General features: G+C 34.0%; 12 protein-coding genes. 3 read left to right on the top strand and 9 right to left on the bottom strand.

Going from position 1 to position 15,333, the window contains the following annotated elements; genetic code table 11:
* Positions 1-182 precede the first annotated feature (182 nt).
* Positions 183-2,741: a DUF5916 domain-containing protein gene (locus tag NCE97_RS07970; protein ID WP_353778493.1), complete on the top strand. Its 2,559-nt coding sequence runs from the start codon at positions 183-185 to the stop codon at positions 2,739-2,741.
* Here NCE97_RS07970 and NCE97_RS07965 read toward each other — a convergent pair.
* Positions 2,686-3,603, bottom strand: coding sequence for a hypothetical protein (locus NCE97_RS07965; RefSeq protein WP_353778492.1), 918 nt, complete (start codon positions 3,601-3,603; stop codon positions 2,686-2,688). The genes NCE97_RS07970 and NCE97_RS07965 overlap by 56 nt on opposite strands.
* A 111-nt stretch (positions 3,604-3,714) precedes the next feature.
* Here NCE97_RS07965 and NCE97_RS07960 point away from each other — a divergent pair, with 111 nt between their 5' ends.
* Entirely contained in the window at positions 3,715-4,383 is a 669-nt protein-coding gene (locus NCE97_RS07960; protein WP_353778491.1) for an ABC transporter ATP-binding protein, read from the top strand.
* Between the two features lie 4 nt (positions 4,384-4,387).
* Positions 4,388-4,774, top strand: coding sequence for a hypothetical protein (locus tag NCE97_RS07955; protein ID WP_353778490.1), 387 nt, complete (start codon positions 4,388-4,390; stop codon positions 4,772-4,774).
* On the opposite strand, the gene NCE97_RS07950 is transcribed toward NCE97_RS07955, so the two are convergent.
* From NCE97_RS07950 to NCE97_RS07915, 8 genes are all read right to left on the bottom strand, one after another.
* Positions 4,771-6,351, bottom strand: a complete 1,581-nt coding sequence (locus NCE97_RS07950; RefSeq protein ID WP_353778489.1) for a phage tail sheath family protein — start codon at positions 6,349-6,351, stop codon at positions 4,771-4,773. The genes NCE97_RS07955 and NCE97_RS07950 overlap by 4 nt on opposite strands.
* 15 nt (positions 6,352-6,366) lie before the next feature.
* Positions 6,367-7,182, bottom strand: a complete 816-nt coding sequence (locus NCE97_RS07945) for a hypothetical protein (RefSeq protein ID WP_353778488.1) — start codon at positions 7,180-7,182, stop codon at positions 6,367-6,369.
* Positions 7,179-7,718: a Pvc16 family protein gene (locus NCE97_RS07940; RefSeq protein ID WP_353778487.1), complete on the bottom strand. Its 540-nt coding sequence runs from the start codon at positions 7,716-7,718 to the stop codon at positions 7,179-7,181. Before NCE97_RS07940 ends, NCE97_RS07945 begins: the two co-directional genes overlap by 4 nt.
* Before the next feature lie 105 nt (positions 7,719-7,823).
* Positions 7,824-9,479 carry a serine hydrolase domain-containing protein gene (locus tag NCE97_RS07935; RefSeq protein ID WP_353778486.1) on the bottom strand — a complete coding sequence of 552 codons (1,656 nt, stop codon included), beginning with the start codon at positions 9,477-9,479 and terminating at the stop codon, positions 7,824-7,826.
* 153 nt (positions 9,480-9,632) lie between these two features.
* Complete coding sequence (locus NCE97_RS07930; RefSeq protein ID WP_353778485.1) at positions 9,633-9,992, bottom strand: hypothetical protein; 360 nt, start codon at positions 9,990-9,992, stop codon at positions 9,633-9,635.
* A 332-nt stretch (positions 9,993-10,324) separates the two neighbouring features.
* Positions 10,325-11,374, bottom strand: a complete 1,050-nt coding sequence (locus NCE97_RS07925; protein WP_353778484.1) for a hypothetical protein — start codon at positions 11,372-11,374, stop codon at positions 10,325-10,327.
* Between the two features lie 11 nt (positions 11,375-11,385).
* Positions 11,386-12,858 (bottom strand): ComEC/Rec2 family competence protein, encoded by a 1,473-nt coding sequence (locus tag NCE97_RS07920; RefSeq protein ID WP_353778483.1) that lies wholly within the window; start codon positions 12,856-12,858, stop codon positions 11,386-11,388.
* A gap of 6 nt (positions 12,859-12,864) precedes the next feature.
* Positions 12,865-14,916, bottom strand: coding sequence for a gluzincin family metallopeptidase (locus NCE97_RS07915; protein ID WP_353778481.1), 2,052 nt, complete (start codon positions 14,914-14,916; stop codon positions 12,865-12,867).
* Positions 14,917-15,333: the final 417 nt, after the last annotated feature.

The raw sequence follows: 15,333 nt of genomic DNA, 5'->3' as shown, positions 1-15,333 counted from the left end.
TACATAAAATATTTCAAGATTGAATTTACCTGAGCACATTGCAAGATTAACAATGTATACTAGTTTTTAACGTTAATTTAGGAAAATAGCATTGACAAACTTATAGTTTTGTGTGTGAAGTGTAACATGGAGCTATTTCTTAAATCTATAAGTAAACCAATCGCTAATCATCAATCAAAATAATGAAAATCCGCTTACTCATTGCATTGATTACGTTCTCTCATCTATTGAGTATCAATGCACAGGAAGAAAAAAAGACGTTAAACATACAGCGTACAGCTAATGCACCAAAAATTGATGGTGTACTAGATGATGACGTATGGAAAACTGCTGAAATCGCTACAGATTTTATTCAGTTTAGACCAGAAATGGGCGTCAGACTTCCAGAGCATAAGAAGACCATTGTAAAAATGGCTTATGATGATAATGCAATCTATGTTGCTGCTTACCTAAAGGACAATCCGGAAGATATACAGACCCAATTTACGAGTAGAGACAACTTCGGTAATTCAGATTTTTTTCTTGTCGTTTTGAATCCAAACAATGATGCGCAAAATGATACTGAGTTCTTTGTATTTAGTTCGGGTACACAAGCCGATGCCATTGCTAACCCAAGTATTGGTGAGGATTTTGGATGGAATGCTGTTTGGGATAGTGCTGTAAAGATAGTTGATGATGGATGGATTGTTGAAATGAAACTTCCATATAGAACACTTAGATTCTCAAATCAAGAAGTTCAAACTTGGGGGTTACAATTTCACCGTCGTTTTAGAATAGATAATACTCAGTATACATGGAATCCATTAGATAGAACTAAAGGTAATATTGGGCTTTATCATGGAGAACTCAAAGGCATAGAGAATATAGAGCCTCCTACTCGATTAGCCTTTTACCCTTTCTTATCTACGGTCTATAATACGCTCGAAAGTCCTAATTACAGTATCGGAGCTGATGTAAAGTATGGTATTACAGAAAATTTCACGCTAGATGCAACTTTAATTCCAGATTTCAGTCAGGCTGGATTTGATAACTTAAGACTCAACCTTGGACCTTTTGAACAAACTTTTGGGGAACAACGTCAATTTTTTAAGGAAGGTATCGATCTCTTCAATAAAGGAAACCTGTTCTTCTCTAGACGTATTGGAAATGCACCAACAGGGATTGATCTTGCCGATAATGAAGAATATGTGGATTTCCCTGATGAAGTAAAAGTATTGAATGCTGTAAAAGTATCTGGAAGAACAAAGAAAGGATTAGGTATTGGTTTCTTTAATGCTATTACAGAAAAGACAGAGACTGTGGTAAGAAGAACTGAAGAAGTCTTTAATGATGTGACTATGGAGTTTGAAACTGTAGTCACCGATAGATCTGAAGTTGTGGAACCCCTTGCCAATTACAACATCTTAGTCATAGACCAACAGTTTAACGGTAACTCCTCGGTAAGTTTGATTAACACAAACGTTACCAGAGATGGCCACTTTAGAGATGGAAATGTTACTGGACTGGTGGCAGATATCTCCAACAAACGTAATACGTATAACATTCGCGGGGACGTTAAAATGAGTAATGTCAACCAAGCCGATGGTACCAAAACTGGTTTGAGCTCTTTCATTTTGGTTAGAAAATCTCATGGTAATTTCAGGTATAGTTTCGATCACAGATTTTCTAACGAAGGTTACGATATTAATGACCTTGGTTTAAACTTCAGAAATAACTTCAACAATTTTGGTATAGATGCCTCTTATCAAATATTTGAGCCTACAGAGAAGCTTAATAATTTCAGAATTAATACTTGGGTAAACTATAGACGATTATACAAACCAAGTACGTTTACAGGAACCAATTTTGGATTCAATATGAATGCTCAAACTAAGAAGCTTATGTGGTTTGGTGGCAACATCAACTTTGAGCCTGGTAAGCAGTTCGATTTTTTTGAGCCAAGGGATTTTGAGAACAAGCGTTTCTTCGTATTCAAAAATATTGGGTTTATTGGTGGTTGGTTAGACACCAATTCTGCCAAACCATTTTCTATTGGGCTTAATGCTGGGACCTTCCATGCTTTTGATAGCGAAAGAGATCTATTTGGTTATAATTTTGGCGTAGACCCAACATATCGATTTAGTGATAAGTTCATTATTAATTATGGGCTCTCCTACAGAAACAATAAAGGGAGTCGTGGTTTTGTTGCCAATATAGATGATGATATCATTTTTGGAGAGCGTGACATTGTGTCTATTGAGAACAGTATTTCTAGTAGCTATAGCTTTAATCCATTCCATACGTTGTCATTATCATTTAGGAATTTCTGGTCTACGGTGGAATATGATTACGGATTGTATGCACTGCAAGAAAACGGTAGTTTGTCTACTGATGATGGTTATACTACAGATGATATTGATGACCCAGATGTTAACTTCAACACATGGAACTTAGACCTTAGTTATACATGGCAAGTTGCGCCTGGTAGCTTTTTAACGGCACTATACAGAAATCAGTTGTTCAACTTTAGTAACGCATCTGGAGATAGTTATTTTGACAGCTTAAATACACTTTTTGAACAAGACTTCGAGCATACACTTTCAGTAAGACTTCAATATTTTATTGATTACAACAATGTTAAAAATATTTTCAGGAAGAAACCTCAAAATACTAGTAACAGAACTGCTCAATATCGTTTACGAAATGCTAGACGCGGGAGAAGAGTCGTTCTAAATCATCCAAATTCGCATCTTCCCATTTAAAGTATAGCAATGCAGTATTAGGATTTAACTCATTGGCTTGTAACATGTCCAATACTGAGATACTGTGATTACTAGATATAGAAGAATTAGGACTCATAAGTTCTATACCAAAATCGCATTCATAAAAATCATTAGCCCATTGGTTTTTTTCCATTTTGTCTGCAATTTGTTCACTAATAAAAGTTTCTAACTTATCATTTTGAATAGCTAACTTTTTTGCTTTAAAGAAGCTAGGCTTTCGCTTAGTTTCTCTGTGATAGTATTCAATATCCTTGGATTGAATGGTTTTAGATGAAACATGTCCAAAAATATCAACCAAACCAAAATTCTCATTGTCTGCTGCGATTTCTAACTCTCCTTTCTTTGAATTGGATATGGCCAAAGTCCAGTTATTCATAGTCACACACTCAGTAACTACATAAACATCCCTAAAAGAATACAAGGTTTGAGTAAGTTTAATAATGAGCTCTTGTTTAATATCTGACCAATTAGTAATCTTACAAGCTTTTGGGTCTTTTCCTTTAAAAAAATAGCTCCCAGGACTATCAAAAGCCAAAATTTGCTTACTAAATTCAATTTCACCTTCAATAGGATTGTTTCCTGTTCCTCTTCCTGAATAGGGTTTTGTGACACCCTTGCTGAATGTCCAATTGACAGGGTTTAAAGCTATTTCATAATTAAATTTGGTATTTTCAACACTAATGACTGAATTTTTATAAATATTTCCTAGAAGAATCATCTCCCCATCTCTAATTTGAAAAAAGTCTCCAGGATAAATATTCTGGTTGATAGGTTCTGACGGAATATATCCTCCAGTTTTTAAGTACATTCCCTTGTAGAACTTCTCATAAACAGTATCCATATCTAATACGCTTTAAGATTTTTGTTTCAAATTTTAATATACAAAAAAGAAAACTTAAACCGTTTTGCCCATAGCATTTTATGTAGTAATTTCATCGTTCAAAATTAATTGATGATTAACGCTAAAAATATCCAAAAGCACTACAAAGATCTTCATGTGCTTAAGGGTGTAGACATAAACATTAACAAAGGTGAAATCGTTGCCATAGTTGGAGCATCTGGCGCTGGTAAAACAACGCTACTGCAAATACTTGGAACACTAGATAAAAGTGATAATACAACCAGTAGCGAACTCATTATTAACGGTACTAATGTCAACGCTATAGATGGAAAGTCTCTCGCCAAGTTTAGAAATGAGCATATCGGCTTCATCTTTCAGTTTCATCAACTTTTACCAGAGTTTACAGCATTAGAAAATGTTTGCATTCCAGCTTTTATAAACAATGCTTCAAAATCTGAAGCGGAGACTAAAGGCAAAGAATTGTTAGAGTATCTTGGCTTACAAGAACGATACAATCACAAGCCAAACGAGCTTTCTGGTGGAGAGCAACAGCGTGTTGCTGTGGCTAGAGCGTTAATGAATAAACCTGATCTAATCTTTGCTGATGAACCTTCAGGTAATTTGGATAGCGAATCTGCTGATCAATTACATCAATTGTTCTTCAAACTAAGGGATGAATTTGGACAAACTTTTGTTATCGTAACTCATAATGAAGAGTTAGCAAATATGGCAGATCGAAAGTTAGTAATGGTAGATGGTAAAATCGTGGATAAAAACTAGTTTTATGAAGATTGTCAAAGTATTATTGGTACTTTTTCTACTAACAAGCTGTTTTGAAACTGAACGCAACTGCAAGGATTATAAGACTGGTACTTTTGAATTTAGCTATACGATTGATGGCGTAAAAAAGACAGGAACTTTTCTCCGTACTGAAAAATTCAATATTGATTATTTTGATGGCAAGGTAGATTCGGCCTCCATTCGTTGGATCAACGATTGTGAATTCATTCAAAAGAAAATCAATCCAAAATCAATGGCTGAGCAAGAAGCTATTCATTTTAAAATTTTAACCACTACTGACTCTTCTTATACTTTTGAATACAAGCGTGCAGTAAAAAAAACCAATCAAAAAATCCGAGTCGAAAAAGGGACTGCGTACAAAGTGAACTAAGATGAATTAGGCATAAGCTGATGAAAGCGAATAACAATAAACTCTGCGGGTCTAATTAATGCAACACTTATAGTCACATTCATAAAACCCTCTAGTATGTCTTGTCCAGTCATTGTAGTTCCTAAGCCACATTGCACAGAAAAGGCTTCGGAAGGTGTTGCTCCCATAAGTCCTCCTTGTTTCCATATGGTAGTCAAAAAACTACTTATCATAGATTTTACCGCTTCCCAAGTATTCTTAACATTTGGTGCAAAAACATAAGCTCGTGCTGCAAGTTTACAAGACTGTTCTATCATAATTATTGTTCTTCTTACAGGAATATACTTCCAATCTAAACTATTGCCATCTAACGTTCGTGCTCCCCAAACAAGGATTCCAAGGCCTCCAGAGAAAAGCCGAATTGCATTAATAGATTTTCCTGAAACAGCATCTACATTGAGAGGTTGTTGTTGGGTGTCTGTTAAATTAATTGGCAGAAATGCTGCTCCAGTGATCGATATGTTTGCTGGTGCATTCCAGACGCCTCTTTCATTATCTATTTTAGTAAAAATCCCTGCCATGGCTCCACTTGTAGGTAATATATTTGCGACGCTCAAAACACTTTTAATAATAGCTGCATAATCGGTACTAGCATTGATTAAAGCATTATTATACTGAGCAACGGTTAGATCTCCTATACTGTTTTCAATATTTGATAAAATAGTAGCAACGGTTTCATTTGGCACATCTATAGGATTCAATAAGGATTTTAGACGTTGTATATCTCCTCCAAATAAATTGGTATAGTCCAAATCAGATGATTGCATTATTGTGGTTCCAATGAACGGATAGTACGCTGCTCCAAAACTCAATCCTTCTGAACCTGTATTATTTCTGAATGCTTCAATATCATTTTCATAAGTCACCGGATCTGGATCGTTTCCTCTGATAATATCAAAAATGCATATTGCGGTTTGCATTGTTGATGCTTGTTGTAGCATCGTTTTCATTAAGGTTCCATTGTTTTCGACTGTGAGCAGTGTCGCTTCAGGACAGATATACATGGTAGGTTCTGTTTCGTTCTCTAAAAGTTCTAAGCCACCTTGCAAATCATTTAAGCTAACATTTTGGTTAATTATTTGAGCTCCTACCTCCATTGGTTTTTTAGAAGGTTCACCATAACTTCCTACCGATACTATGTAAGCTTCTCCTCCACCATTATCATAAAATAGTTTTATGCTATTGTACAAATAGTAAATTGTATTTGGGTCTGGAACTATGGAATAGAATTTTCCATTTATGTTTACAAAATCTCCTTTTACTGGTTGGGTATCTTGCTCAACCAAATAATATTGTGGGTTATACTGCTTGGCTGGAGCAGCAGGAGGTTCAGGGTCTGGATAACAATAAATTGCTTCAAACTGAGCAAATGAATTAATTTTCATTGCCACATTTGTATAGGACTTACCTTCAAAAGTAGCTTGAGGCGTATATCCTATGAATGCGGGGATGGCTGTTCCTACTGCAACTACGGAATTTGGAAATGCATTGATCTCGTCTATATAAACTCCTGGTGATTTAATATTTGAAATGTTCATTAGCTAAAAAACGTATTATGCATAAACATACATTGGAGAGATTACTATATTTTCATTATTTACTTTGTCGACCATAAGGTTAGAAGCATTGGGGCTAGGTAATCCTGAAAAGATAATCTGCTTACTTAATATTCTATCACCTTTGGGCAAAACTAAATCAAACTTATACTTTGAGACTTCGCTTAAAGGGAGAAACGTATTACCTGAAGAAAACATTAAGGCTTTCTCTCCATTTGGGATAGTAGATTCTCCAATAGCTTCAAACTTTATTTCTGAATTTTGATCAACTACTTTTACATTTTCAAGATTTATATTACTTCTGTTGATTACATAATATCTCCATTGCGTCTTTCTAGCATTAAAAACCACCTTGTATTTTGGTCCTATATTATTTTCTCCAGTAGCAGCTACTATGTCATCAAAGTATATCTTCAAACTAGCAAACCCTTCAGTTGTTACATCGTCTCCCATAGTCCCTTTTAGTTCATTGTCATTCATTATAGAATTACTTTCGTATTGTATTTGCCCATTCCAATCTATGGGTAAGTCGGTAAATGAGTAAAATACAGTATCGATAGTAGTCACTGTAAAATGAAAATGGTCTACTTCAGTAGCTTGATTAATATAATTGAGGAAGTCTTTTAATGACTGTTGTGTATTGGCATAAAAATCAAATCCAGTTGCTGTAACAATTATTTTAAAGTTATAGCGACTCATGAGTTGGTTTGTGCCTCCAGAAGCCTTAAAGTTTAAGCCTCTAAAATGATCATCTTGGTAATAGGAATGGAAGAAATCCACTCTAAAAACTAGTTTAAAATTGGTTGAGCTCATATAGACGGTATAGACTGTTCTGTATTATCGCGATTACTTGTTAGTAACCTTACTTTATAAATTACTGAAGGTTGGTACTTAGCTCCCATAGCACTCCAGAGACTATGCATTTCAAAATAAGATATATGCTCTAGTTGAAAATCTAATCTATCAATTCCTTCAGGAATGTCTGAATTGGAAGAAACACTAATGACTGGATTTATCTGAAAAAAAAGAATAGAAGCATTCAGAAACTTTAATGATTCTCTATATCTATCAAAACTCGAAGTCACTAGTATGTCAACGTTATATCTTTCTATTGGAGCAATTGTAGGTTGATCTCCAACTGGGTTATCAGGTTTGTTGTAAAAATTCTTTTGGGTTTCTTTGCTCACATTAATTAAGGAGATGACGACTTTATTCCGATTCTTTGAAGATAAAGAACCGTCACTTTGAATAATGTTATTTATAATTACTTTGCCTTCAGGAGAGGAAAACTTATTTTTTAGGAATTGATTAAGAAGTTCGGCAGAGAACTCTATAGATTCTTGTATCATACTAAATATTTGATTATAAATAGGATACACTAAAGCTATTCAGAATTTACCATTAATGCAAACAACGTCAGGAATATAAATTAAAAAACCCTAAACAATCATCGCTTAGTCTATTTTGTGGTACGAGGCATACTCAATCTTTGCATTTCCCTGACTGAAATCTACCACTTGCCCAAACTGATCAAAGAAAATATTCGGAAACTTCTCATATAGCATATTACCATTCAAGTGCAGATGACCATTGATTAGTTCAATATTTTCTACAGACTCTAAAACTCCATAAGCGTAAGCGCGATACCTGCCTTCATAATTCTCCCATAGAGGATTACTTTTCGCATTAGCATTTGTGTGGTTAGCAATTTTAGAAAAAGTCATTCCATTATTTAGGTTAGTAAGCCTGTCATTTTTGAGTTTAAAATGTATAGTTTCTGTTCCATCTCTAAAAACCCAGTGATTTTTAGATACAAAATGAAACGCATTAAAATCACCATTACTAGGCGACAATACTCCAAATTTATTTCCTCTTAATTCAAACTCTAATAGCACATTTCCGTTAGAGTATCCACCAGATATCGATTGATAATATGAAATCTCTTCTTTTTTGATCTCTTTAGGATATTCATCGATATCAGTACAGTTTGATTTTAAGAAGTCTGGCTTTGCATAATGTTCTAGTATGGTCTGCTGAATTGAAGTTAAACCAGAATATACCGATTCTCTATTACTAAGAATTACCATGCCTAAAGATTCTGTGGGAAACCAAGCCATCGTAGCTGTGAACCCAAAACCGTTCCCTGTATGACTGTAATAAGGCACACAATAATTCACCTCATTAACTTGAATACCAAGAGCATACCCATTATTTCTTTTTGAAAACGGGATTCTTATGAATTCATCGTGGCTTTTTTGATTAAGAATTTCTTGAAATTGATTGATTGCTGATTTCAGGAAATTACTCATGTCTGCTACTGTTGTATACAGCCCTCCTGCACCAACGGAAGAAAATAAAACTGGAAGTTCTTCATTTACTCCAAAACAATGTCCTCTAGCTCGATTTGAATGTGACGGTATGGTATTCAGCTCAAACGTACTATTCTTCATTTTCAGAGGAATGAGAATATGTTCACGCAGATATTCAGAAAAAGATTGACCACTTACTTTCTCAATAATGTGGGCAGCAATATCAAATCCAATATTTGAATAATTGTAATTGACTCCTACTGAATCTTTTAACCAAACGTTATTTACACTCAAAACCCTTTCAGATAAAGGAAAAGAATCATAATTATTAAAGCTAGGAGAAAATATATTTCCTACAGGAGCATCTGCAGGTAAACCAGAAGTATGGCTTAATAAATGCCGTAGTGTGATTCTTGCTGACGCATTCTTTTCATGTACGCTGCCAACTTTGAACTCAGGCAAGTACTCAATAATTGGTGAGTCTAACTTCAATAACTGTTCTTGTTCTGCTACAATAACTGCCAATGCAGTAAATGTTTTACTTAAAGATTGTGCACTAAAAAGTGTTTCTGAATCTACTTTTGTTTCTGTTCCATTATGGAGAACACCATAGCTTTCCAAAAACTTAGTGTCATTGCCTTTGACCACAGCTACTGATAACCCATGGATATTATTATCATCCATAACAGATTTAACTACTTCATCAAGAGCTTGAGTATTTATAGAGCGTTTTCTTTCTACTTTACAGCTACAACTTATTATTAATAAGACTATTAAGTAGAAGGAAAATTTTAATTTCATTTCAATGTGTTATTCTATTATCAAGAAAGTGGATTTGTGTTTCCTTAAAGCAATCAAAATAATGAGAGTAAACTACATATCAAATAGTTTTAGAGGTTTATTAACTTTTCGTAAAACTATTATATTGAAAGGTTTAGTCATATAACTATACTACTAAGCCTTTCTAAAATCTATATTAACAATCCATCGATTAGGACCTGCATTAATATAGTTGGAACTTACTTTATAATCTGTAGTCCCTGTTCCTGCATCAATTCTAGGTTCTCCATTGACTAACCTACAATTAACATATAAAAAATCTACAGGGTTTCTTGAGCCTTCAATTTTATACTCAAAATATAATTTTGCTCCTTGATTTGCTGTTATAGTACCTTGACATTCACCAGCATTGAGTGGAGTAACCAATTGTGGTGGACTTACCACCCACTGAGCTCCATCTCTGCTATCTGAACTCCCTAGCTTTAGATTATTTGTTCTTATCAAATTAAACAGTTGAAAATTTATTGTTTCCATAGTAGTTTCATTTTAAAATACAAGTGTATTTATTATTTACAGTTTTTAAATCATGCAGCTCTAACGATAGACTACAAATGACATTAACCAAAACTACTGATAATCAACACTGTATGATATCGTATATATAACTAAAACTAAAATCAAGTATTACTACTTGCTAGGGTGAAGAGATTTATTTTCCGATACAGGAAGTAGTATTATATAACCTGTGAGGTCTTAAATGCCTACAATACAAATATGGTCATTATCAATTTTGCAAATAAGTCTTTAGGGAATCTCACTACTTAAGTAATTTCAATAATTATATGTTCATTTTATTGAACTATATTTTATCCAAAATTGAAAGCAGGATCTAGCTTGTGTGATTTCATACCTATACGGAATATTGAATAAGTTACATTCTCAAAAGGATCATCATAATTCCCTCTTACCAAATCGGCATTACTCACATTTGAAGGAACCAATTTCCCATAAGTTGGATAATAGTAAGCATCGGAATTTATAAATGTATTGAAGTCCTTACCTCTTGCCAAAACACAAAATCCAGGGGTTAATGAACCTATTTTTATTCTTTCACTTCCTCCTGTGTAATCCAATTTAGCTTTCTCAGACAACGCAAGCCTAAGTGGTCTACTTTTGAATAAAATGTCTGGCTCCGACCTGTCTAACTTATTTAACAATTCATCAAGCAAACTAATTGCATTATTTGTAATGGCAGGAAAACCTAAAGTAGATGTTAAGCTCTTACCAGTATCAGACTGCAAAAACTTGAAAATTCTTTGCCACCATTTTGGCTCACGATGTTTCACAACTTCAAACGTCATTTTAGACAACCCTCCTGGTATTTCGATTGGTCTATTACCAAATGCTTGTTTGAAATCAGCTTTTAAATCTTTTGGATCTGCTGGTTTTTGTTTTGCTTTATTATATAAATCTAATCCAGCTGCTATGCTCCAAAATGCTGTATCAAAATATTTATCTGTTGAATTTTCATCTTTTCCGATATTGATTCGCATGGTAGCTCTTGTATTCTTATCAACATCGACATCTTTACCAATATGAAATGATTGCATTTCTAAATTCATAAGAACATCTGGTTCTTCAGTCGAACCTTTTATTGAAGATGTTACTTCTGATGATTCAAGTATTGCAGGTCCATCTTTTTTATTGGATAATTGAAACGCTATGAACTGATTACTCAAATCATTTTCGTTTAAGCTCCTATCACCACTCATAGCAAAATTTACAGCGCCTCTGTCTTGTGAAAGAGCATAGGTGGCAAAATCTGGGCTATTTATGATGGATTCTATAGATTTCAAATCATCTAATAACAACTCTGGTGTTATGACTTCATTTTCTTTAAATTCAAAAAGTTTCATACTTACATATTTTAATTTTTTGTTACATCAAGCTTATATTGTTTGTATAACTTATGCTCCTTATATGAAGCATTAAATTTACTTTTCTCTTTATCCGTGAGGCGTTTTCTTTCATCTTTAATACGCTCACTTATTGGCACTTTTTCATCAAAATCATAAAACAAATCTTCTTCGTTCATAATTATTAATCTACCTCTCGTTTGATTAATCAAATCCTTTAAAATCCCTCTATTTGGCATTGTACTTTTCCAATTAGAACTGATTTTTTTAAAATCTAAAGTTGCCATAGCTACCAAGTCCGATGATTTCATCATTTTTAGTCCTTTTTCTTTAGCTGTTCCATTATGACTAAGATGATGCGCTACTTTATAAAAAACAGTACGGTTTAAAAGATCCTCGGTAAGATGCTTCTTTTTCGCACCTGTTTCCTCCCAATCTATTTGGTGCCAACTTTTCCAACTACCAAACTCTGCATCGCCTGGAAATAACATTACCTTCTTTGAATCTTCAAACTCGATTGCCATTGCCAAGCTTAAATTATTTATACCTGAATTTACTCTTAAGGCTAAGTTCCCTGCTCCACTTACCAACCAATCGAGATCGATTGTGCGCCAGGCTTCAGTTTCGTCATTGTAATATTTCTTTATACTAGTTCTATTACTATAATAACTTGGGTCAAAGGGTGAAATATTGTCACTAGAATTTGTATTTGTGATTGCTGCAGAAAATGAATCACTTCTTCTTAAAATTTCATTATGATCATAAAGATCTCCTTCTTCTGCTGTCCTGCCATGATCTTTTATGGCATCGATGGATAATGGTGGGCCTAGGATGTAAAAATTAACTCCTTCTAGTTTAGAAATTTTTTCAATATTACCTGGCTTACAATAGCGTATATTGTCCTTGGAAATTTGATTTTTAACTACTTCCATCCCTTTGAGTCCACCTTTATATTTTTTCTTCTTATCAACAGAAAAATGAAGGGCCTTAAAATCATTTAAGGAACTAGCAAAGTTTTTAAAACGATTCACCACTTTTTCGCCTTGGAATCCATTTTTAAGTTGACTAATAACATTTTGATTTTTAATTCCTTTATCTATTCTTTCAGAAGCTAAGGCCAAGGCTCTTTTCTTTTGCCCATATTTTTCTTTCCACTCTTTCACAGTTTCGTCTTGATCATCCTCAGACCAAGCCATCCAAACCTCATCTACGTCAAAATCGTTCGTAAATAACTCCTCACAAGCACTAAACAGATAGACATGGTCTTTGTGCTCATGTGTAATAACCAACAAATCGATTTTATTACCCACATAATTTTTAAGGTCTTTTACAATAACCTGTAATTCTTTCTTCGTACCTGACCAAGTACCACCATCAATCATCATGGTAAATATCTCAGAGGTATCAGAGAAAAATTTTAATACAAAGCAATCTCCTGTTCCTGCTCGGTACATTCTTATTTCGACATCTTTTATTTCTTCCATAGTCTATTAATGTTGATGAAGCATTGCAAAAGGCTCTAAAGCATTATAATCTACTGCAGCACTAAAATATCTTTGAAATTCACTCATGGTCATAACATTAGTTTCATAAATGTATTTAAACTGCTTTTCAATGTCTTCGGTATTTAACTCAGGTATTCTAGAAGGTCTTCTATTTTTAGGGAAAACAATTAACGGCTTCTTGATAGCATATTTTAGTTTACGGGAATCTAAATCTAGTATCAAAGTACATCCTCCTTTATAAATGTAATAGGTCTCCCCAGGATTTAATTTAGGGGGTTTATCACGATCTGGAATTTCTACACGCTTTACTTTGTCGTTTTCAATAATCACTCCTGATTTTTGTATGATAGAAAACACCACCTGATTCAATTTGTTGCCATTAGGTCCAACTCTTGAGACAACTCTTAAATTCTGAATTGAAAAAGAAGCCCAACGAGGATAAGTGCGCGAATTTCTAATGCCAAATTCAGCCCCATCTTCTCCAAATATTAAGCCTGTAAGTTCCTTGAATTCTCTTGATTGAGTGAACTTTACATTAATTCTTTGGTGTAAGCCCGTTATTCTTTTCGAAAACTCATAGCCTATTAACTGTTTCATATGAGTGTTTATGCTCCCAGATATAGCTCCATAGGTAATCTCATATATAGCCTCTCTTTTTGGATGATATGCAACTATATTTGCATACATTCTTAGAAAATCAGCAACTATTTTTATTAAACCATTGTTTTCTTCTTTTATTTTTATTGTTGGATATTTGAGGCTCTCAGAACTTAATGATCTTACACCAGATGGATAAATCCCTCTTTTTTTGAATGCTTCTATAAAAGCTAATCGATATGCATAAACATCTTCAGCTATTAGATCAGTATCAGCTGTTATTATAGCTCTTAAATAATCCCCAAAGGTAATATCTACTGGAGGACAGTAATCCAGAGCTCTAATACACATGTACAAAATATGTTGGGATGTTTTAGAAGCTTCAGTAGAAAGTCGGTTGACCAAATCTGGATGAAGTTCACCCAACGGTAAAATGCCTGTCCCATTGGATGCGATACGGTTAAGGTCAGCTACTCTACGTTCATATATTGATAGAAAAGCATCAAACACTGCTGCAACTAAAATACTCCCTCTATCATGAGGCTGTAACGTATTTTGATATTCACTTGGGTCTGGTTGTTTACGCTCCCAGACTCCTGTATTTTCATTTATAGAACCAATAGCATTGCGCAGACTCCCATGTCCTCCAATAGCCACACCAAATTGTTGAGCCAACTCACCTAACAAGTTTTGCTGTGTTAAATCTCCTCTGGTACTTGCTATTTGATGTTTTAACACATCTGGAAATGAGAAATGTTGGAATAGCGCTACTATATCTGCAAATGCCTCGTGAAAAGCTAGTACATCTGGGTTAGTGGGTTCATTATAATAACGATGTAATCCATCAAGTATAGCATGTGTAGTTTCATGCGCAATAATATCATGGCTAAGACAGGTAAAAACTAAAGTACCGGGCATTTGATCCTTTTGATCTACAGGATTGGAATGAAAATATCCAAAAAGCAGCGCCTTTTTTAATGGACTATAATAAGCATTTGCTTCCCTTAATGCATGAGGATAAATTCGTAATCTATCAACATAATCTTCATATTTTTTCTTTCCTTTTTCAGGATTATAATCTAATTTTCGAGTGGACCACATTATTTTTCGACCTAAAGCACGTTCAAAGTTTTTAATAGTAGTCATTACAACAGCATACACCATCTGTTGGTGAAACTTAGGGTTGCTTTCACTTGGATCTAAACCGTCATTTGCAAGAATTGCTTTTTCATCAAAGTTGATGGACTCATAGAATTTTGAGATAGACGGATCATAATCAATAATTTCGACATATTCACCCCGTATAGTACCATCGGAATAATCGATGGTCTCCCAAGGAACCTTATAATAAACTTGATTTATTCTATGGGTATCTAATCTTTGAGAGAGTGAAGGGTCAAAAGCATATCCCCTTAAAGTCCTGTGCGACGGCGTATCCATAATTGTGAAATGTTTAAAAATAAAATCTACACAATCGCAAAGTCTTGATTCTTGTAATTATTCTTAAAATAACTTGATCAATTACAACATCATAGAAACTGAGTGACAGTCGAAATTATCATTAATTAATAAATTAAGGATTTCCATTAGGTTTGAGTAAACCAATAACCAATAATGTTCTAAGGGAGTATTGAATTCTAAAGATAAAAAAAATATTTTAATATTCTATTCTACATTTCATATTTGGAAGTAGGCTTTAAATCTGATTCTAAATATTAAAAACAGTAATTTTTACATCCCAGACTTTGAAGAAAATAAAACAATCTAACAATTACTTCAGCCTATTTACCGATACAAAAAAATAACATTATATATTCATAAGGCTTAAGATGTCATAAGTACAAAATGGAACATTAA

Origin of the sequence: Winogradskyella sp. 3972H.M.0a.05 (genome assembly GCF_040493455.1) — a bacterium.
Classification (GTDB): Bacteria; Bacteroidota; Bacteroidia; order Flavobacteriales; family Flavobacteriaceae; genus Microcosmobacter.
Note: the sequence above shows the minus strand (reverse complement) of the source record. Positions and strands in the feature narration are given on the sequence as shown.